General features: G+C 71.3%; 16 protein-coding genes and 3 pseudogenes. 12 read left to right on the top strand and 7 right to left on the bottom strand.

Features of this window, described 5'->3' with window-relative positions:
* Positions 1-21: 21 nt before the first annotated feature.
* The 6 genes and pseudogenes from IPG65_RS05010 to IPG65_RS04985 all read left to right on the top strand — a co-directional run bounded on the left by IPG65_RS05010 (position 22) and on the right by IPG65_RS04985 (position 5,811).
* Positions 22-927: a LysR family transcriptional regulator gene (locus IPG65_RS05010; protein ID WP_293188163.1), complete on the top strand. Its 906-nt coding sequence runs from the start codon at positions 22-24 to the stop codon at positions 925-927.
* Between the two features lie 131 nt (positions 928-1,058).
* The gene (locus tag IPG65_RS05005) at positions 1,059-1,283 is read left to right on the top strand and encodes a hypothetical protein (RefSeq protein ID WP_293188162.1); all 225 of its coding nucleotides are present in this window, start codon (positions 1,059-1,061) and stop codon (positions 1,281-1,283) included.
* A gap of 95 nt (positions 1,284-1,378) precedes the next feature.
* Positions 1,379-2,569: a benzoate/H(+) symporter BenE family transporter gene (locus IPG65_RS05000; RefSeq protein WP_293188161.1), complete on the top strand. Its 1,191-nt coding sequence runs from the start codon at positions 1,379-1,381 to the stop codon at positions 2,567-2,569.
* Positions 2,566-3,515, top strand: a pseudogene (gene gshB / locus IPG65_RS04995) (glutathione synthase). The gene IPG65_RS05000 and the pseudogene gshB overlap by 4 nt, the downstream one beginning before the upstream one ends.
* Positions 3,512-4,138, top strand: coding sequence for a CDP-diacylglycerol--serine O-phosphatidyltransferase (gene pssA, locus IPG65_RS04990; protein WP_293188160.1), 627 nt, complete (start codon positions 3,512-3,514; stop codon positions 4,136-4,138). Before gshB ends, pssA begins: the two are co-directional and overlap by 4 nt.
* Positions 4,138-5,811: an MFS transporter gene (locus IPG65_RS04985; RefSeq protein WP_293188159.1), complete on the top strand. Its 1,674-nt coding sequence runs from the start codon at positions 4,138-4,140 to the stop codon at positions 5,809-5,811. The genes pssA and IPG65_RS04985 overlap by 1 nt, the downstream gene beginning before the upstream one ends.
* A 5-nt stretch (positions 5,812-5,816) precedes the next feature.
* Here the strand turns inward: IPG65_RS04985 and IPG65_RS04980 are convergent.
* Positions 5,817-6,765, bottom strand: a pseudogene (locus IPG65_RS04980) (transposase).
* 229 nt (positions 6,766-6,994) lie between these two features.
* On the opposite strand from IPG65_RS04980, the gene IPG65_RS04975 reads away from it, so the two are divergent.
* Positions 6,995-7,849, top strand: a complete 855-nt coding sequence (locus IPG65_RS04975) for an alpha/beta hydrolase (RefSeq protein ID WP_293188158.1) — start codon at positions 6,995-6,997, stop codon at positions 7,847-7,849.
* A gap of 48 nt (positions 7,850-7,897) precedes the next feature.
* On the opposite strand, the gene IPG65_RS04970 is transcribed toward IPG65_RS04975, so the two are convergent.
* The 5 genes and pseudogenes from IPG65_RS04970 to IPG65_RS04950 all read right to left on the bottom strand — a co-directional run bounded on the left by IPG65_RS04970 (position 7,898) and on the right by IPG65_RS04950 (position 13,036).
* Positions 7,898-8,695 carry a class II glutamine amidotransferase gene (locus IPG65_RS04970; protein WP_293188157.1) on the bottom strand — a complete coding sequence of 266 codons (798 nt, stop codon included), beginning with the start codon at positions 8,693-8,695 and terminating at the stop codon, positions 7,898-7,900.
* A 340-nt stretch (positions 8,696-9,035) separates the two neighbouring features.
* Positions 9,036-10,484 (bottom strand): annotated as a pseudogene (locus IPG65_RS04965) (MFS transporter); the annotation flags it as partial.
* 66 nt (positions 10,485-10,550) lie between these two features.
* Positions 10,551-10,772, bottom strand: coding sequence for a cysteine-rich CWC family protein (locus tag IPG65_RS04960; protein ID WP_293188155.1), 222 nt, complete (start codon positions 10,770-10,772; stop codon positions 10,551-10,553).
* Between the two features lie 82 nt (positions 10,773-10,854).
* Complete coding sequence (locus IPG65_RS04955; RefSeq protein ID WP_293189948.1) at positions 10,855-12,303, bottom strand: sensor histidine kinase; 1,449 nt, start codon at positions 12,301-12,303, stop codon at positions 10,855-10,857.
* 58 nt (positions 12,304-12,361) lie between these two features.
* Positions 12,362-13,036: a response regulator transcription factor gene (locus IPG65_RS04950; protein WP_293188154.1), complete on the bottom strand. Its 675-nt coding sequence runs from the start codon at positions 13,034-13,036 to the stop codon at positions 12,362-12,364.
* Between the two features lie 167 nt (positions 13,037-13,203).
* Here IPG65_RS04950 and IPG65_RS04945 point away from each other — a divergent pair, with 167 nt between their 5' ends.
* The 5 genes from IPG65_RS04945 (at position 13,204) to IPG65_RS04925 (ending at position 17,877) form a co-directional block, all read left to right on the top strand.
* Positions 13,204-14,424 (top strand): hypothetical protein, encoded by a 1,221-nt coding sequence (locus IPG65_RS04945; protein ID WP_293188153.1) that lies wholly within the window; start codon positions 13,204-13,206, stop codon positions 14,422-14,424.
* On the top strand, positions 14,405-15,349 hold the full coding sequence (locus IPG65_RS04940; RefSeq protein WP_293188152.1) for a zinc ABC transporter substrate-binding protein: 945 nt from the start codon (positions 14,405-14,407) through the stop codon (positions 15,347-15,349). The genes IPG65_RS04945 and IPG65_RS04940 overlap by 20 nt, the downstream gene beginning before the upstream one ends.
* Positions 15,346-16,116: a metal ABC transporter permease gene (locus IPG65_RS04935; protein WP_293188151.1), complete on the top strand. Its 771-nt coding sequence runs from the start codon at positions 15,346-15,348 to the stop codon at positions 16,114-16,116. Before IPG65_RS04940 ends, IPG65_RS04935 begins: the two co-directional genes overlap by 4 nt.
* Positions 16,113-16,577: a transcriptional repressor gene (locus tag IPG65_RS04930; protein ID WP_293188150.1), complete on the top strand. Its 465-nt coding sequence runs from the start codon at positions 16,113-16,115 to the stop codon at positions 16,575-16,577. The genes IPG65_RS04935 and IPG65_RS04930 overlap by 4 nt, the downstream gene beginning before the upstream one ends.
* Before the next feature lie 565 nt (positions 16,578-17,142).
* Positions 17,143-17,877, top strand: a complete 735-nt coding sequence (locus tag IPG65_RS04925; RefSeq protein WP_293188149.1) for an IPTL-CTERM sorting domain-containing protein — start codon at positions 17,143-17,145, stop codon at positions 17,875-17,877.
* Positions 17,878-17,888: 11 nt separating this feature from the next.
* Here the strand turns inward: IPG65_RS04925 and IPG65_RS04920 are convergent, their stop codons facing one another.
* Positions 17,889-18,374 (bottom strand): MarR family transcriptional regulator, encoded by a 486-nt coding sequence (locus IPG65_RS04920; RefSeq protein ID WP_293188148.1) that lies wholly within the window; start codon positions 18,372-18,374, stop codon positions 17,889-17,891.
* Between the last annotated feature and the right edge of the window lie 104 nt (positions 18,375-18,478).

Raw genomic sequence — 18,478 nt, 5'->3', positions numbered from 1 at the left:
GCTGGCGCTACCATCGGCGGCATGAAGCTCGACCCCGTGTCGCTGCGCCTGTTCGTCGCCGTGGTGGAAACCGGTGCCATCGCCCGCGCGGCCGAGCGCGAGCACATCGCACCCTCGGCCGCCAGCCGGCGCCTGGCCGAGTTGGAGGCGCGCCTGCGCGTACCCCTGTTCGCGCGCAGCAACCGCGGCATCGAGCCCACGCAGGCCGCGTTCGCCCTGCTGCACCTGGCGCGCGGCGTGCTGAACGACCTGGACGGCATCGCAACTCAGATGCACGACTACGGCGCCGGCCTGCGCGGGCTGGTGCGCGTGGCGGCCAACATCTCGGCCATCACTCAGTTCCTGCCGGCCGAGTTGCATGGCTTCATGACCCGCCACCCGCTGATCGACGTGCGCTTGCAGGAGCAGATCAGCAGCGCCGTGGCGCGCTCGGTCGCCGAGAACGCGGCCGACGTCGGCGTTCTGAGCGAGAGCCACTTCGGCGAGCACGGTATGCGCTTGACGCTGCTGCCCTACCGCCAGGACGAGCTGGTGTTGGTGGTGCCCGGGGGCCACGCGCTGGCGCGCCGCCGCAGCGTGCGCCTGGCCGAGGCGCTGGACCACGACCTGATCGGCATGCATCCCGGCAGTGCGATCCACCAGCTGCTGCAGCGCGGCGCCGCCGAAGCCGGCCGGCCGCTGCGCCTGCGCATGCAGGTGACCGGCTACGACGCGCTGTGCCTGATGGTGTCGGCTGGCCTGGGCGTGGGCGTGATGCCTCGCGTCAGCGCGCGGCTGTACGTGCGCGAGCTGGGCGTTCGCGTCGCGACGCTCGACGAGCCCTGGGCCGCGCGCAGGCTCGCGCTGTGCGTGCGCTCCATGGAGGCGCTGCCTGCCGTCGCGCGGCAACTGGTGCAGCATCTGCAGGCCAGCACCGCCGATTCATAAGAAAAGTGGCTTCGGCCCATATGGAATAAGCGCTAGACGCTATTGAAACAGCAGCGAGTACCAGTGCTGGTGCCGGCGGTCGCGCCGGCGCGTTTGTGCAACAGTACGCCCTGATCTCGCATCCGAACGCCATGAACCTGCTCTTCGCCGCCGACTTGCTGGAAGCTTTCAAGACCGCCAAGGACACCACCTTTTCGACCTCGCCCGACATCGTCACGCCCACCCTGCGCTCCGGCCTGGCGCCGTGGCGCGAGAAGCTGTTCGCCCACATGCACCACAGCGCCACGGCCGCGGCGGAGTTCCTCAACCTGCCCAGCAACGCCGTGGTGGAGCTGGGGTCGAAGGTGGAAATCTGATCGACTGGTTTCGAGTGTTTTTGGCCTCTAGCTCTTGATGGATATGCGCTGATAGCTATCAAATTAATAGTTCTGGCAATGCCAGAATCCTCCCCATGCCATTCTTCAAAGACTTGAGCCTCTCGGCCTTCACGGCCGGGTTCGTCGCGGTGCTGGTGGGTTTCACCAGCTCGGTGGCCATCGTGTTCCAGGCCGCGCAGGCCTTTGGCGCCACGCCGGCGCAGATCACCTCGTGGATGTGGGCGCTGGGCCTGGGCATGGGGCTGTGCTCGCTGGTGCCCTCGCTGATCCTGCGCAAGCCCGTGATGGTGGCCTGGTCCACCCCCGGCGCCGCCGTGCTGGCCACGGCGGGCTTGGCGGGCAGCTTCACCATGGGCGAGGCCGTCGGCGCCTTCATGGTCAGCGCCGTGCTCATCACGCTGGCGGGGGTGACGGGCTGGTTCGAGCGGGTGATGAACCGCATCCCCATGGAGATCGCCGCGGCGCTGCTCGCGGGCGTGCTGGCGCGGTTCGGCCTGCAGGCGTTCGCGGCCGCGCAGACGGCGCTGCCGCTGGTGCTGGCCATGCTGGTCGTCTATCTGTTCTCGCGCAAGTTCGCGGCGCGCTATGCCGTGGTCATCACGCTGGCGGTGGCCGTGGCCTTCGTGGCGCTGCAAGGGCGGATGGCCTGGTCGGCCGTGCAACTGGAGCTGGCCCTGCCGGTCTTCACGCCGCCCACGTTCAGCCTGGCGGCCGCCATCAGCCTGGCCATTCCGCTGTTCGTGGTGACCATGGCGTCGCAGAACCTGCCGGGCGTGGCGGTGATCCGCGCCTCGGGCTACGACCTGCCCATCTCCCGCCTCATCACCATGACGGGGTTGGCAACGCTGGTCCTGGCCCCCTTCGGCGCCTTCGCGCTGAACTTCAGCGCCATCACCGCCGCGATATGCATGGGCCCCGAGGCGCACGAGGACCGCCGCCGGCGCTACACGGCGGCGGTGTCGTGCGGTGCGCTGTACGTGGCCATCGGCCTCTTCGGCGCGGTCATCACGGGGCTGCTGACCGCGTTCCCCAAGGAGCTGGTGGTGGCCATCGCCGGGCTGGCCCTGCTGGGCACCATCGGCAACGGGCTGGCGGTCGCCTTGCAGGGCGAAGCGCACCGCGAGGCCGCGCTCATCACCTTCCTGGTCACCTTGAGCGGCGTGGTGATCGCCGGCGTGGGCTCGGCTTTCTGGGGCGTGGTCGCCGGCAGCTTCGCGCTATTTGTGCAACAGTACGCGCGATCTCCTGACCGCAAGACACCATGAAACTGCTCTTCATCGCCGACCCGCTGCACCACTTCAAGATCACCAAGGACACGACCTTCGCCATGATGCGCGAGGCCCAGCGGCGCGGGCATACCCTGGCGGCGGGCGAGCCGCGGCACGTCACCTGGCAGCGCGGCGGCAAGGTCGCGGCGCGGGTGCGGGATATCACGCTCACCGGCCATCCTTCCGATTGGTTCGCCGCGGGCGAGCCCCGCGAAACCGCGCTGGCCGATTTCGACGCCGTGCTCATGCGCAGGACCCGCCGTTCGACAGCGAATACTTCTACGCCACGCACCTGCTGGAGCAGGCCGAGCGCGAGGGCGCGCGGGTTTTCAACAAACCCAGGGCCTTGCGCGATCACCCGGAGAAACTGGCCATCATGGAGTTCCCGCAGTTCATCGGCCCGACCCTGGTCACGCGCGAGGCCGAGGCCGTGCGTGCCTTCCACGCCGAACACGGCGACATCATCCTCAAGCCGCTGGACGGCATGGGCGGCACGGGCATCTTCCGCGTCAAGGCCGACGGGCTGAACCTGGGCAGCATCGTCGAGACGCTCAACCAGGGCGGCGCCACCAGCGTGATGGTGCAGAAGTTCCTGCCCGAGATCGCAGCCGGCGACAAGCGCATCCTCATCATCGGCGGCGAGCCCGTGCCCTTCTGCCTGGCGCGCATCCCGCAGGGCAGCGAGGTGCGCGGTAACCTGGCCGCCGGCGGCAAGGGCGTGGCGCAACCTCTGACTGAAGCCGACCGGGCCACCGCCGCCGCCATCGGCGCCGTGCTCAGCGCCCGCGGGCTGCTGCTGATCGGGCTGGACATCATCGGCACGCGCGTGACCGAGATCAACGTCACCAGCCCCACGTGCTTCCAGGAAATCCGCGACCAGACCGGCTGCGACGTGCCGGCGCTGTTCGTCGATGCGCTGGAGCGGGCGGTGGCGTTGGCATGAATGCGTCGCCAAAGCCCAAGCCGTTCTCGATGATCCGCGAGTTCCATCTCGCGGACTGGTTCACCCTGGCCAACGCCGTGTGCGGCGTCGGCTCGATGTTCGCCATCATCAGCTTCATCCAGACGCAGCAGGTGCGTCACGTGCACTACGCCTGCGCGCTGGTGCTGGCGGCGCTGGTGTTCGACGTGTTCGACGGCCGCGTGGCGCGCTGGCGGCAGAAGTCCTCGCTGCTCGGGCGCGAGCTGGATTCACTGGCCGACGTCATCTCCTTCGGCGTCGCCCCGGCGCTGATCGCCTACGGCTGCGGCATGCAGGGGCTGTGGGACCGCGCGGTGCTGGTTTTCTTCGTCGCCTGCGGGGTGTCGCGGCTGGCGCGCTTCAACGTCACGGCCGATGCGCTCTCGGCCGGCAGCGGCAAGGTCAGCCACTTCGAGGGCACGCCGATCCCGACCTCGATCCTGCTGGTGCTGCTGCTGTGGGCGGCCGCGGCGGTGGGCGCGGTCGGTCCGCAGCTGTGGGGCGGCGCCTGGCGCGTGGGCGGCTTCACGCTGCACCCGCTGGTGCTGCTGTACGCGCTGTCGGGCTCGCTCATGATCAGCCGCATCCGCATCCCGAAACTCTGATGCCCGATTCGCGTCCCGAAGCCGATCCGGCGCCGCTTCCACACCCCGACGACGAACTGGGCGCGCTGGCGCCGTTCCGCCACCGCGTGTTCACCATGCTGTGGAGCACTTGGCTGGTCGCCAACCTGTGCATGTGGATGAACGACGTGGCCTCGGCTTGGCTGATGACCACGCTCACGTCCAAGCCGATCTGGGTGGCCCTGGTGCAGACGGCGGCCACGCTGCCGGTGTTCCTGCTCGGCCTGCCCTCCGGCGCGCTGGCCGACATCCTGGACCGCAAGCGCTTCCTGTTCTTCACCCAGGTCTGGGTGGCGGTGGTGGGCACGCTGCTGTCGCTGGCGATCTTCGCCGGCGTGGTGGGGCCGCCGCTGCTGCTGATGCTGGTGTTCCTCAACGGCGTCGGGCTGGCGCTGCGCTGGCCGGTGTTCGCCGCCATCGTGCCGGAGCTGGTGCCGCGCGCCAAGCTGCCGGCGGCGCTGGCGCTCAACGGCGTGTCGATGAACGCCTCGCGCATCCTCGGCCCGCTGGTGGCCGGCAGCATCATCGCCAGCCTGGGCAGCGCCTGGGTGTTCCTGCTCAACGCCGTGCTCTCCGCCGGCGCGGCGGTGGTCATCACGCGCTGGCGGCGCGAGCCCAAGCCCAACCCGCTGGGCCGCGAGCCGCTGGCCGGCGCCATCCGCGTGGGGCTGCAGTACGTGGCGCAGTCCTACCACCTGAAGGGGGTGCTGCTGCGCATCGCCGTGTTCTTCTTCCACGGCACGGCGATGATGGCGCTGCTGCCGCTGGTGGCGCGCGGCATGGTCGGGGGCGACGCGGGCACCTTCACGCTGTTGCTGGCGGCCATGGGCGCGGGGGCGATCGGCTCGGCCTTCGCGCTGCCGCGCCTGCGCCAGCGCTTCGCGCGCGACCGCCTGGTGCTGCTGGGCACGGGGCTGCAGGCGCTGGCGATGGCCGTGGTGGCGGCCACCTCGCAGGTGTGGGTGGGCGTGCTGGCCATGGTGGTGGGCGGCGGGGCGTGGATCACCACCGCCAACTCGCTCAGCGTGTCGGCGCAGGTGAGCCTGCCCGACTGGGTGCGCGCGCGCGGCATGTCGATGTACCAGATGGCCATCATGGGCGCCACCGCGGCGGGCGCCGCCGCGTGGGGCCAGGTGGCGACCTGGACCACCGTGCCCACGGCCCTGGCGCTGAGCGCCGCCACCGGCATCCTGGTGATGGCGCTGGTGTGCTGGCGCTGGCCCGACCGCGGCATGATCGACGACCCCACGCCCGCCGGCCCGCTGCCGCATCCCACGGCCAACCCGCCGCCGGGAAGCGGCCGCGTGGTGGTGACCATCGAATACCGCATCGACCCGGCCCGCGCGCCGGCCTTCCTGGCGCTGATGGAAGACAGCCGCCGCTCGCGCCTGCGCCAGGGCGCGGTGGACTGGGAACTGCTGACGGACATCAACGACCCGGCGCGCTTCGTCGAGGTGATCGAGGACAGCTCGTGGACCGAGCACCTGCGCCGCTTCGACCGCGCCAGCGCCGCCGACGTGGCGCTGCGCGAGCGCAAGCTGGCCTTCCACGTGGGCGACGATCCGCCCGTCGTGCGCCGCATGCTGCGGCAGTCCACGGTGAAGCGAGCGACTGGCGGCACGTTCCCCATAAACAACAGCAACCATCTTGAATGACTAACTCAAGCTATCCCTGCGATCTCGTTGCGCCAAGGCGACTTGGTGCGAGCGATGGCGTTCAGGATGATCAGCAGTTTGTGCATGCAGGCCACGAGGGCGACCTTCTTGGGTTTGCCCGCCACCAGCAGCTTTGCGTAGAAGGCTTGAGCACTGGATTGAAGCGTGTACCGACGAGCGCGGCCACGTAGAGCACGCGACGCACGTCGGAGCGCCCGCCGAAGATATGACGCTGCCCGCGCAAGGTGCCCGAGTCGCGGTTCATCGGGGCCAAGCCCACCAGCGAGGTGATCTGCCTGCGGTTGAGGTGACCGAGTTCAGGCAGCTGCGCCAGGAGCGTGCTGGCTGTCGTGGGGCCAACGCCTTTGACGGAGGTCAGCAGTTTGGCCAGGTCGGCGTGGTGAGCCCGCACGTGTTCGCGCAGCTGCCCGTCCACGTCGTGGAGCTGGGCGGCGATCGCATCCATGATCGCCAGGATGCTGGCCTTGGCCTTCGGATGGGCCAGCGCCAGGCGCTGGCGCTCGGCCACCAGCATGGCGACCAACTGACGTCGGCGCGTCACCAGCGCGGTGAGTTCGCGCTGCTGCGCATCGAGCAGCGCACGCGGCTCGCGACCCTGCGCGTCCAGCAAGGCGGCGAAGCCGCGCAACACCTGCGCGTCGATGCGATCGGTCTGGCCAGCTTGCCCGTGCAGCGGCGGAAGTCGCGTGCCTGGCGCGGGTTGATGACCGAAACGCGCAGGCCCGCCGCAGCCAGCGCAAGCGCCAGCAGTCGCTCATGGCCGCCCGTGGCCTCCAGCAGGATCAGGCGCGGTGCCAGCGGTACCAGCACCTGGCGCAACTCGGCGTGGCCCGCCTCGTCGTTGCCCAGACTCAAGGTTTGCGCCTCGCCGCTGGCAGCCACCTCGAAGCTGGCCTTGGCGACATCGATACCCACGTAGACAGGTTCACTCATAGCAGTTCTCCGGCTCCCAGCCTTATGAATACGAAATGTGTTCGATCAACCATTCAGGATGCAGCAGAACAAAAGACCACCACCGCGCGCCCTGTGCTGTGGTTCGAGCTCGGGCTCGCAGGAGACCCAGGCTGCGCAATGGCGAGTCAACCCGTTCACTGATCGACGTGCTTGCCTGCACTTCGACCACTGAAGTTTGAATTATTTGAAAGATATAAGGAGACGACCCATGAAGGAAGACACGCTGGCCTTCGCCTCGCGCGACGGCCTCCAGATCCAGACCTGGCGCTGGGCGCCCGAGGGCGCGCCGCGCGCCGTGGTTCAGGTGCAGCATGGCCTGGGCGAGCACGGCGGCCGCTACCGCCGCTTCGCCGAGGCGCTGACCGCCGCGGGCTACCTGGTCTACGCGCCCGACGGCCGCGGTTCGGGCCGCACCGCCGCCGGCCGCTACGGGCATTGGGGGCAAGGTGGCTGGCCGGGCTGGGTCGATGACCTGAATCAGCTCAACCAGCGCATCCGCGCCGACCACCCGGGGGCGCGGCTGGCGATCGTGGGCCACAGCATGGGCTCCTTCGCCACGCAGCAGTACCTGCTGGACCACTCGGCCGACGTGGACGCCGCCGTGCTGATCGGCTCCAGCGAGGTGTCGGGCATCGTGGATGTGCTGACCGCGCCGGGCCCGGTGGACCTGAGCGTGTTCAACCAGGCCTTCGAGCACCGCACGGGCTACGAGTGGCTGAGCCGCGACCCGGCGGAGGTCGACAAGTACTGCGCCGACCCGGCCTGCGGCTTCGTGCCCGAGCCCTTCGAGGGCATCGAGACACTGCGGCGCGCCGCCGACCCCGCGCAGCTGGCGCGGCTCCGCGCCGACCTGCCGATCCTGATCGTCTCGGGCGATGCCGACCCCCTGGCCGGCGGTGGCGCGGCACTGGAGACTGTCGCCCAGCGCTACCGCGACGCCGGCCTGCGCGACGTCGATCTGGCGCTGTACCGCGACGCGCGCCACGAACTGCTGAACGAGACCAACCGCGACGAAGTCACGGCGCGAATCGTCGGCTTCCTGGACCGTACCGTCGGCGCCTGATCCGGGTAAAAACAGCTGCTTTCCCGCGCCGGCATTGCACAGGCAGCTCTATTTATTGTAGCAATCGGGCGCATGCGGCGCGTCCGCCATGGGCGCGCCGTCCACGAACACCTTCAGCTCGCCCGGCGCGAAGGGCGTCCACTGCTCGTCGCAGGTCAACGGCGTGGTGGCCACCACCGCCACGCGGTCGTCGGGCGTGGTGTGCTCGGCGAAGTTGACCGACAGGTCCTCGTCGGCCAGCCGGGCGGTGGCGAAGGGGTGCTGGCGCACCACGTAGCACAGCTTGGTGCTGCCGTGCGCCCACAGCGCCTCGCCGTTGGACAGCAGCATGTTGAAGGTGCCGAAGCGCGCCACGCACGGCACCAGCTCGCGCAGCGTGCGCGTCAGCTCGGCCACGCTGGGCACGCTGGCGTGCGCCTTGGCGATCTCCTGCATCAGCCAGCAGAAGGCGCGCTCGCTGTCGGTGCCGCCGACGGGGCGGAAGTGGCCGTGCAGGTGGGGCGCGTAGTCCTTCAGGTCGCCGTTGTGGGCGAATACCCAGTAGCGGCCCCACAGCTCGCGCACGAAGGGGTGGCAATTCTCCAGCGCCACCTCGCCCACCGTGGCCTTGCGGATGTGGGAGATGACGTTGCGGCTCTTGATCGGGTAGCGCCGGATCAGCTCGGCCACCGGCGAGCCGGCCGCCGCGCCCGAGTCCACGAACAGCCGCGCGCCGCGCCCCTCGAAGAAGGCGATGCCCCAGCCGTCGGCGTGGTGGTCGGTGCGCCCGCCGCGCTGGGCGAAGCCGGCGAAGCTGAAAGTCACGTCCGTCGGCGTGTTGCCGTTCATCCCGAGCAGTTGGCACATGGCGGGAGTATCGCGCGGAGCGAGTGTCAGGAATCTATTTTCTCGGTGCGCCGAGCCGCCGCTCGGCCGCCCGAAGGCGGCGAGCGCCCCCTCGGGGGGCAGCGGACCACGCGCAGCGGGGGAGCGTGGGGGCCCACCTCGAGCCGCCGCACGGCCGCCCGAAGGCGCGAGCGCCCCCTCGGGGGGCAGCGAACCACGCGCAGCGGGGAGCGTGGGGGCCACCGCGAGCCGCAGCCCGGCCGCCCGAAGGCGGCGAGCGCCCCCTCGGGGGGGCAGCGGACCACGCGCAGCGGGGGAGCGTGGGGGCTATTTCCCGAGTCGCGATTCGGTGCCCAGCCCGTGCCGCCAGCATGGCCAGCGCGCAGATGGCCGCCAGCATCAGGAACACCTCGTCGAAGGCCGCCAGCCGCGCCGGGTTGGGCGGCCCGTCGGTGAGCGAGGCGCCGTGCGCGCTCAGGCGCCATTCCAGCGCGATGCCGCACAGGCTGACCCCGGCGGCGCCGCCCAGCGTGCGCACGAAGCTGATGACGCTGGAGCCCTGCGAGATCAGCTCCTGGTGCAGTCCGCGCATGGCGCCCAGGTTGAGCGAGGGCAGGATGAAGCCCAGGCCGATGCGGCCGACGATGGCCCAGCTCGTCAGAAGCCACAGCACGCTGGACGCCAGGCCGATGCTCACTATTCCGGCGAACGACAGCGTCAGCAGCGCCAGCCCCATCGACACCAGCCATTTCGCCGGCATCCGGTCGGCCCAGCGCGACGCCAGCGCGATGGCGCCGCCCAGCGCCAGGCTGGCCGGCAGCAGCACCGTGCCCACGTGCGCCGCCGACAGGCCCAGCCCCATCTGCATGTACACCGGCAGCACGTAGGTGGAGCCGAACAGCGCCGTGCCGTAGATCAGCGCCACCAGGCTGCCCATGGCGAAGGGCCGCCAGGCGAACACGGCCAGGTTCATCAGCGGCGGCTGGCCCGCGCGCTCGCGCCGGCGCTGCCAGGCGATGAAGGCCAGCAGGCAGGCCGCCGCGGCCGCCAGCAGCACCGGCGCCTGCCAGCCCGGCCCGCCGCCGCGCAGCATGACCAGGCCGTTGAGCAGGCAGAGCGTGCCCACCGTGCCCAGGCCCAGGCCGACCCAGTCCAGCGCCGCGTCGCGGCTGGCGTTGGCGCCGCCGGGCGCCGAGGTTGGCACGTAGCGCTGCCCGAGCCACAGCGAGGCGAGGCAGAACGGGATCACCATGTAGAAGATCGAGCGCCAGCCGAACCACTCGACCAGCAGCCCGCCGATGCTGGGCCCCAGTGCCGGCGCCAGCACCACGCCCATGCCGAACACGCCGCTGGCGCGCCCCTGCTCGTGCGGCTGGAAGGCGCGCATGATGATGATGGCGGGGATGGGCTGCACCACGCCGGCGGCCAGCCCCTCGATCACGCGCGCGGCCAGCACCAGCGGAAAGTTCTGCGCCAGCCCGCCCAGCACGCCGCCGGCCATCAGCAGCCACATGCAGCCGGCGTAGGTGGCACGGTAGCCGTAGCGCGCCAGCAGCCAGGGCGTGACCAGCATCGACACCGTCATCGCCACCATGAAGCCGCTGGTGACCCACTGCGCGCGCGCCTGCCCCAGCCCGAACTGGTGCGACAGCCCGGGGATGGCCACGTTGACCACGGTGGACGACATGATCGAGGCGATGGTGCCGACCATCACCGACATCAGCAGCAGCCAGCGGTAGCGCTCGCCGTGGCGCAGGTACAGGGCTTCGGTCGAGCCGGGCGTGGGAGGGGTCGGGGAGGTGGAGGTCATGGCGGCGGCCGGGGGCGAAGCGGCAAGCATAGCGACTGGCGGCCAGGTCCGCCCTGGGATGCAGCGTCAGCGTTCGGCCGCGCGGCGGGCGCAGGCGGCGCAGATGCAGGCGCGGCCGCGCGTCGGGGCGGGCACGGCGTCCAGCAGCGCCGGCGGGAATGACGCCTGCGTGCACCAGCACGGCGGCTGCGGCTGGCCGGTGGCGCGTTCAGTCTCCAGCGCGCAGCGGTTGGGCTGGCCGCACAGCGGGCAGCACGCGGGGTTGGGCGGGGCGGGCCGGAGCGTCATCGGGGGCATTCTTGCATTTCATGATGGAAATGGCCTATAGCCCGTATGGAACAATCGCCAAAAGCTATTGATTCGGTAGCATTCATGGCGCCGGATCGACCGCCGGAAAGCGCACCGTGAAGCATGCCCCCGGCGGCTCGTGGCCGGGGTGGGCGTCGTCCACGCCGACCTCGGCGCCATGCCGGTGGGCGATTTCCTGCACGATCGGCAGGCCCAGCCCGGAGCCGTCCACCTTGGTGCCCAGGACGCGGTAGAAGGGCTGGAACACCCGCGCGCGCTCGGACAAGGGCAGGCCGGGCCCGTTGTCCTCCACCTGCAGCGCCAGCGCCCGGCTGAAGGGGTCGCCGCGCACCCGCACCGTCACCACGCCGGGCCGGCCGGGGCGCGAGGGCGCGTAGTTGAGGGCGTTGTCCACCAGGTTGCGCACCATTTCCTTGATCAGCGTCGGGTTGGCGGGTCGCGTCAGCTCGGGCGCGCCGGGCTCGGGGCCTTCGTAGCCGAGGTCGATGCGGCGCTCCAGCGCGCGCGGTACGGCCTCGCGCACCACTTCCAGGGTGAGCTGCACCAGGTCGCAGGGCTGGCGCGCCATCTGGACGCCGCCGGCCTCGGCCCGCGCCAGCGCCAGCAACTGGTTGACGGTGTGCGTGGCGCGCACGCTGGCCAGGCCGATCTGCTGCAGCGACTGCTTCAGATCCTCGGCGCTGGAGCCCTCGCGCTGCGCCAGGTCGGCCTGCATGCGCAGCCCCGCCAGCGGCGTCTTGAGCTGGTGCGCCGCGTCGGCCAGGAAGCGCTTCTGCATGGCGATGGAGTCCTCCAGCCGCTCCAGCAGGTCGTTGACCGAGGCCACCAGCGGCGCCACCTCCTGCGGCACGGCGTGCTCGTCCAGCGGGCTCAGGTCGTCCGGACGGCGGGCGCGGATGCGCTCTTCCAGTTCCGACAGCGGCTTGATGCCGCGCAGCAGCGCCAGCCACACCAGCAGTACCGCCAGCGGCAGGATGGCGAACTGCGGCAGCATCACGCCCTTGATGATCTCGGCCGCCAGCACGCTGCGCTTCTCGCGCGTCTCGGCCACCTGCACCAGCGCCGGCCGGGGCGCGCCGTCGATGCGCACCCACAGGTGCGCCACGCGCACCGGCAGGCCGCGGAACTCGGCGTCGCGCAATTGCGGCTCGCCGTCGTATGGCGGCTCGCCCTCGGCGTCCGGCGCGGGCAGCTCGCGCTCGCCGGACAAGAACTCGCCACTGGCGCCCAGCACCTGGTAGTACACGTTGTCCGAATCGTCGGCGCGCAGCAGCTCGCTGGCCGGCTGCGGCAGCGAGAAGCGAGCGCGCGGGCCGGGCATCACCTGGATGAACTGCGCCAGCGCCTGCACGTTGTAGACCAGCGCGCGGTCGAACGGCTTGTTGGCCAGGTTCTGCGCCACCAGCCAGGTCAGCGCCAGGCTCAGCGGCCACAGCAGCAGCAGCGGCGTCAGCATCCAGTCCAGGATCTCGCCGAACAGCGAGCGCTGCGTGCGCTGGGGGATCTTGATCAAAATGCTATATTAATAATAGCTAATAGCGTATGATCCGTAAGGGCTGGAGGCATATTCAACCCGGAATCTTCTCCAGACAGTAGCCCAGCCCGCGCACCGTGGCGATGCGGATGGGGCCCTTCTCGATCTTCTTGCGCAGGCGGTGGATGTAGACCTCGATGGCGTTGTTGCTCACCTCCTCGCCCCACTCGCACAGGCGCTCGACGAGCTGATCCTTGCTCACCAGCCGGCCCGAGCGCTGGAGCAGCACCTCCAGCAGGCCCAGCTCGCGCGCCGACAGCTCGACCATCCGGCCGTCGATGCTGGCCACGCGGCCGGTCTGGTCGTATTCCAGCGGGCCGTGCCGGATGGTGCTGCTGGCCGCGCCCATGCCGCGGCGCGTCAGCGCGCGCACGCGCGCCTCCAGCTCGGGCAGCGCGAAGGGCTTGGCCATGTAGTCGTCGGCGCCCAGGTCCAGCCCCTTCACGCGCTCCTCCACGCCGTCGGCGGCGGTGAGGATCAGCACCGGCAGCGTTTGCCCGCGCGCGCGCAGCTTCTTGAGCACCTCCAGGCCGTGCATGCGCGACAGGCCCAGGTCGAGGATCAGCAGGTCGAACTCGGTGTTGGTGCGCAGCGCCGTGTCGGCCTCGGTGCCGCTGGCCACGTGGTCCACCGCAGCGCCGGCGTTGCGTAGGCTGCGCAGGAGGCCGTCGGCCAGCACTTGGTCGTCTTCGGCGATGAGGATGCGCATGGTGTGTCTCCAGCGGCGCTCTGAAGGTGGCGCCTGCGGGAAATTCTAGGCCGGCGCGCCCGATGCGCGCCAGACCGGCCGCCGGCCATGCCAGTCCGGGCAGTGGGATATGTGATGTAATCACATTACAATCACGCGCCATCCCGTTCCGTCCCCCGAGGAGTTGCATGCCCCGCACCCGATCCTTCCTGCGGCGTCCGCGCAGGACAGCCGCCCGCCCGCCCCGTGCCGCGCGCCTGGCGGCCCTCGGCCTGGCGCTGGCCGCCGCCGGCGCCCCCGCGCAGACCGCCAGCGCGCCGCCCGAAGCCGTGCCGGCGGCCGGCACGCCCTTCTTCGCGCCGCGCGTCGGCCTGGTGCTGGACGTGGGCTACGGCTCGCGCGAACTCGCGCTGGGCGACCGCGGCAAGGGCTTTCGCCTCGGCGGGGCCGAGCTGGCGCTCGACACCCCGATCGGCCCCTGGCTGGAAGGGCGCCTGACGGCCGCCGCGCACAGCCACGACAAGAAGGTCGAGAAGCACTTCGAGGAAGCCTGGCTGGGCACCACCGCCCTGCCCGGCGGCCTGCAGGCGCGCGCCGGGCGCTTCCTGTCGCAGGTGGGCTACCTGAACGAGCAGCACCCGCACGCGGACGACTTCGCCAGCCGCCCGCTGCTGCACCGCGCGTTCCTCGGCGGGCACTACTTCGACGACGGCCTGCGGCTGAACTGGACCGCGCCGACCGCGCTGTACTGGCGCACCGGCCTGGAGGTCTTCCGCGGCCGCAAGCTCACCGCCGAGGCTGGGCGTCGGCCGCGCCCGGGCGTGTGGACGCTCAGCACCCGCCTGGGCGGCGACGCGGGCCGCGAGCACAGCTGGCAACTGGGCCTGTCCTACCTGGGCAACCGCCGCGCCGCCTTCATCCCTCACGACGACGAGCATGAGCACGGCCATGAGGAGGGGCACGGCGGCCACGCCCACGGCGCGCAACTGGCCGGCCGCCACCTGTGGGTCATCGACGGCGTGTGGAAGTGGGCGCCCGAGGGCAACAACCGCGACCGGCAGCTGCGCCTGTCGTTCGAACTGGCCCGCCAGACCGGCTTGGGCGAAGGCGCCGCGCAACCGGGCGCCAACCGCTCGGCCTACCTGGCGGCGGTGTGGCGCTTCGGCGGGCAGTGGGAAGTGGGCGCGCGCGCCGACTGGCTGAGCGCCAAACTGCCGCACGGCGATCACTTCCATGCCGGCCGGCTGCGCGAAGTCAGCCTCATGGCCGCATGGAAGCCCTCGCACCAGCAGACCCTGCGCCTGCAAGTCACGCGGCAGGGCCGCGCCCAGGGCTTCGATAACCCCGGCACGGCGGTTTACGTCCAGTACATCCACAGCTTTGGAGCCCATGGTGCGCACTCTTTCTAGATATTCCCGTCTCTTCGCGCTGGCGCTGGCGCTGGCGCTGGCCGCCGCCCTGCCCGCCGCGGCGCGGGCCGAGGCGCTGCAGGTGTTCGCCTGCGAGCCCGAATGGGCCGCCTTGGTCAAGGCCCTGGCCCCCGGCGCGCAGGTGACCGCCGCCACCCACGCCCGGCAGGACCCGCACTACATCGAGGCACGCCCCGCCCTCATCAGCGCGCTGCGCCGCGCCCGGCTCGCGGTGTGCACCGGCGCGTCGCTGGAGGCCGGCTGGCTGCCCATGCTGCAGCAGCGCGCCGGCAACGCCGCCGTGCGCGACGGCCAGCCCGGCATGTTCTACGCGGCCCGGCAGGTCGAGCTGATCGACCAGCGCGACCGCATTGGCTTCAACGAGGGTGACGTCCACCCCGAGGGCAACCCGCACCTGCACCTGGACCCGGACCGCCTGGCCCAGGTGGCGCGGGCGCTGAGCCAGCGGCTGGCGCAGGTGGATCCCGCCGGCGCCGCCGGCTACCAGGAGCGCCACACCGCCTGGCAGGCCGAGTGGGCGCGCCGCGGCGCCGACTGGCGCCAGCGCGCCGCGCCGCTCAAGGGCCAGCGCGTGGTGGCCCAGCACAGCACCTTCGCCTACCTGTGGCGCTGGCTGGGCGTGCGGCAGGTGGCCGACCTGGAGCCCAAGCCTGGCGTGCCGCCCACGCCCGCGCACCTGCAGGCGGTGCTGGCGCAGGTTCTGGCCCAGCCGCCCATCGCCACCGTCCACGCGCTCTACCAGGACGGCCGGCCCAGCGCATGGCTGGCCCAGCAACTGTGCGAGGGCCGCGCGCCCGCGCTGGCGCTGCCCAGCACCGTCACCGACGACGGACCGGCCAGCACGCTGGAGGGCCTGTTCGAGCAGGACATCGCCGCGCTGCTGAAAGCCGCCGCCCCGCGATGAACGACCTGGCACTGCTGCTGCCCCCGCTGGCCGCCGGGCTGCTGGCGCTGGCGAGCCACCTGCCGCTGGGGCGGCAGGTGCTGCGGCGCGGCATCGTCTTCATCGACCTGGCCATCGCCCAGGTGGCCGGCCTGGGCGTGCTGGCGGCGGCCCTGGCGCTGCACGACGCGCCGCCGCTGGCGACAGCCCTGGCGGCGGCCGGGGCCGCCCTGGCCGGCGCCGGCGCCGTGGCCCTGCTGGGACGCTGGTGGCCGGCGCGGCACGAGGCGCTGATCGGCCTGCTGTACGTCGGTGCCGCCTCGCTGGCCGTGCTGCTGGTCAGCCACGACCCGCACGGCGCGCACAAGCTGGCCGCGCTGCTGTCGGGCGACGTGCTGTGGGCCACCTGGCCCGCGCTGCTGCCGCTGCTGGCGGCCACCGTCCTGTTCCTGCTGGCCTGGCGCGCGCGTCCGGCGCTGCTGGAGGGCGCGGCGTTCTACCCTGCCTTCGCGCTGCTGGTGAGCCTGACGCTGCCGCTGCTGGGCCTGTACCTCGTCTTCGCCACCCTCATCGTGCCGGCGCTGGTGGCGGCGCAGGCTTGCGCGCGTGGCCTGCGCGCGGGCGCGGCGGCCGGGCTGGCGGGTTACGTGCTGGGCCTGCTGGCGTCCTGGCGCTGGGATCTGCCCAGCGGTCCGGCCGTGGTGCTGGCGCTGGTCGCTTGCGGCGCGGCGGCGCTGCTCCTGGCGGCGCGCGGGCGGGCGGCGGGGTCGCCGGATAATGGGCCATGACCTCCGACCGATCGGCGCCCGCGCCCACCGTGGCCGTGCAGCGCAAGCTGCGCGCCGCGCGCACCCACTGCGCCACGCGCGGCGCGCAGTTCACCGCCCAGCGCGCCGAGGTGCTGGAATTGCTGCTGCTGCGCGGCGGCCAAGCCAAGGCCTACGATCTGCAGGACGACATGCAGGCGCGCCACGGCCGCATCGCGCCCACCACCGTGTACCGCGCGCTGGAGTTCCTGCAGGCGCACCATCTGGTGCACAAGGTGGACGCGGCCAACACCTTCGTCGTTTGCGACCACGCCGAGCACGACCACCCCGCGCTGCTGCTGATCTGCCCGCGCTGCGGCGCCGTCGAGGAGCGGCACGACACCGGGCCGGCCGAGCCCTTCCTGGCGCATCTGCGCGGCCAGGGCTACGCGCCGCAGGCCATCGAGGTCAAGGCCCTGTGCGCCGGCTGCCGCGCGGGGTGAGTTGCTTTCGATTTACTATCTTATCAATAGCTGTTGACGCAGTATCTGTGCGGTCTGAAGCCCGATTCTTCTTGAAATAGGGGTGGCACAGGGCGGACCCTGATGGAGTCCGATACACGTGGATACGGCGGCGGCGGCCGGCTCCGCTACAACGCGAGAGAGCTCGCGGTCATTCCAGGCCGCGAACCGTCACCCAACCCTCTTCCTGCCTCGCGGAGCGTGCCTCATGAAACACCTGCCGACCCCTATCCGCTGCAGGGCGACCAGGCGCGCGGCATCGCGGGCACCGACGCCGTCAACGGCGTCCTGCGTGCGGGGCAGGTGAGCGCATCCGAGCGCGCGCCGCGCCGGGCACGTCGAGCAGGCCGCGCGCTGCCGCCAGCAGGCGCGCCAGCGCGCCGGCGCCGCGTGGGAGGCCTTCGGCCAGGCGGATCGCTGATCTCCCTGCGATCAGGGCGCATCCGCATCCATTCCCGGGGCGGCAGACCTTAAAATAAGCGCCGTCACGCGGGGCGAGTTGCTTCAGCAGCCGTCAGACCGCCGTGATCCACCTGAGGGAGTGAGCATGGGGACGAGGAATCGATGGGCGATGCTGGTCTGCATCGTCGGCCTGCACGCCACGGCGTTGGCGGCGCCTTTCACCAACGGCAGTTTCGAGGGCGGCACCTGGGATACCGCGGCGGCGGCGGCGTCGGGCACGGATGGCGGGTACGGCGACTGGCTCAACGTCAACGCGGGTGTGCCGGCCAGCGTCGGCCTGGTGGCCGGCTGGGCGCCGGTGGCGGGCCAGGACTTCAGTTGGCATGTGCTGCCAGACACCTTGACGGCGGACGGCGGCACCCGGGTCGTCGATCTCAACGGCGACGTGCCCGGCGGCATCGAGCAAACCTTCGACACCGTGGCGGGCCGCACCTACCGGGTGGACTTCGCGGCGTCGCGGCACTTCTTGTCGGAGGATGCCATGACCTTCACGGCGACGGCGCTGGAAGGCGGCGGCGGGGCCGATCTCAACAGCCTGGGCGTCACCGTGCCGGACACGGTGGGCACCAGCACCGCGCTGTCCACGCATTGGCAGGACGAAAGCTTCACCTTCGTCGCCAGCGGCGCATCGACCACGCTGCGCTTCGTTTCCTCCAGTGCAACGGACGGGCTGGGCCCCATGATCGACAACGTGCGCGTGACCGACGTCACGCCGGTGGTGGCCGCTCCCGCCCCGGTTCCCGCGCTGGGCCTGTGGGGCCTGCTGGGCTTGTCGGGGCTGTTGGGCGGGCTGGCGCTGCGGCGTTCTCGCCGCGCCTGAGGCGCTTCGCTTCAGGGCGGCCCCTGGCCGTCCGCGTACACCTCCAGCCCCAGCGCCACCACCGTCGCCACCTCGACGCACACGGCGGCGCGGAACTCGTCCTCGGCCTGCGCCACGGCGGCCCGGAAGGCCGCCAGCCAGTCCAGCCCCGTGGGCGTGAACACGATGCGCCGCGCGCGGGCGTCGCGCGGGTCGGCTTGGCGCGCGACCAGGCCCCAGGCCGCGCACTGGTCCACCAGGTCGCCCATGGCCTGCTTGGTCATCCCGGCCCATTGCGCCAGCTCGGTCAGGCGCGCGCCCTCCAGCGGCAGGTGGCGGGTGATGTGGACGTGCGCGGCGCCCACCTTGTCGCGCGCCGCCAGGTGGGCCAGCGCCAGCGGCGCGTGCTCGCTGGCGGCCATGAGCTGCAGCACGCGCTCGTCGAAGTGCCGCAGCGCATGGCCCAGCAGGCGACCCAGGTGCGTCTGGCGCCAGCGGTCGTCAGGGGTGTCATCCACCATCAGATCGTAAGGCAAACTGACTTAAAAATCAGTTTACGCCAATAAATGGATTGATATACAGTCCTGTTCAGGCATCCAGATTTCCGTTGCCGCATCCGGCA

The sequence above is a fragment of the Ottowia sp. genome (assembly GCF_016703145.1).
Lineage (GTDB): Bacteria > Pseudomonadota > Gammaproteobacteria > Burkholderiales > Burkholderiaceae_C > Ottowia.
Note: the sequence above shows the minus strand (reverse complement) of the source record. Positions and strands in the feature narration are given on the sequence as shown.

Excerpts from the sequence above, each read along its gene's own strand:
- IPG65_RS05010 (WP_293188163.1), top strand. The coding sequence starts at position 22 with ATGAAGCTCGACCCCGTGTCGCTGCGCCTGTTCGTCGCCGTGGTGGAA.
- IPG65_RS05005 (WP_293188162.1), top strand. The coding sequence starts at position 1,059 with ATGAACCTGCTCTTCGCCGCCGACTTGCTGGAAGCTTTCAAGACCGCC.
- IPG65_RS05000 (WP_293188161.1), top strand. The coding sequence starts at position 1,379 with ATGCCATTCTTCAAAGACTTGAGCCTCTCGGCCTTCACGGCCGGGTTC.
- pssA (WP_293188160.1), top strand. The coding sequence starts at position 3,512 with ATGAATGCGTCGCCAAAGCCCAAGCCGTTCTCGATGATCCGCGAGTTC.
- IPG65_RS04985 (WP_293188159.1), top strand. The coding sequence starts at position 4,138 with ATGCCCGATTCGCGTCCCGAAGCCGATCCGGCGCCGCTTCCACACCCC.
- IPG65_RS04975 (WP_293188158.1), top strand. The coding sequence starts at position 6,995 with ATGAAGGAAGACACGCTGGCCTTCGCCTCGCGCGACGGCCTCCAGATC.
- IPG65_RS04970 (WP_293188157.1), bottom strand. The coding sequence starts at position 8,695 with ATGTGCCAACTGCTCGGGATGAACGGCAACACGCCGACGGACGTGACT.
- IPG65_RS04960 (WP_293188155.1), bottom strand. The coding sequence starts at position 10,772 with ATGACGCTCCGGCCCGCCCCGCCCAACCCCGCGTGCTGCCCGCTGTGC.
- IPG65_RS04950 (WP_293188154.1), bottom strand. The coding sequence starts at position 13,036 with ATGCGCATCCTCATCGCCGAAGACGACCAAGTGCTGGCCGACGGCCTC.
- IPG65_RS04945 (WP_293188153.1), top strand. The coding sequence starts at position 13,204 with ATGCCCCGCACCCGATCCTTCCTGCGGCGTCCGCGCAGGACAGCCGCC.
- IPG65_RS04940 (WP_293188152.1), top strand. The coding sequence starts at position 14,405 with ATGGTGCGCACTCTTTCTAGATATTCCCGTCTCTTCGCGCTGGCGCTG.
- IPG65_RS04935 (WP_293188151.1), top strand. The coding sequence starts at position 15,346 with ATGAACGACCTGGCACTGCTGCTGCCCCCGCTGGCCGCCGGGCTGCTG.
- IPG65_RS04930 (WP_293188150.1), top strand. The coding sequence starts at position 16,113 with ATGACCTCCGACCGATCGGCGCCCGCGCCCACCGTGGCCGTGCAGCGC.
- IPG65_RS04925 (WP_293188149.1), top strand. The coding sequence starts at position 17,143 with ATGGGGACGAGGAATCGATGGGCGATGCTGGTCTGCATCGTCGGCCTG.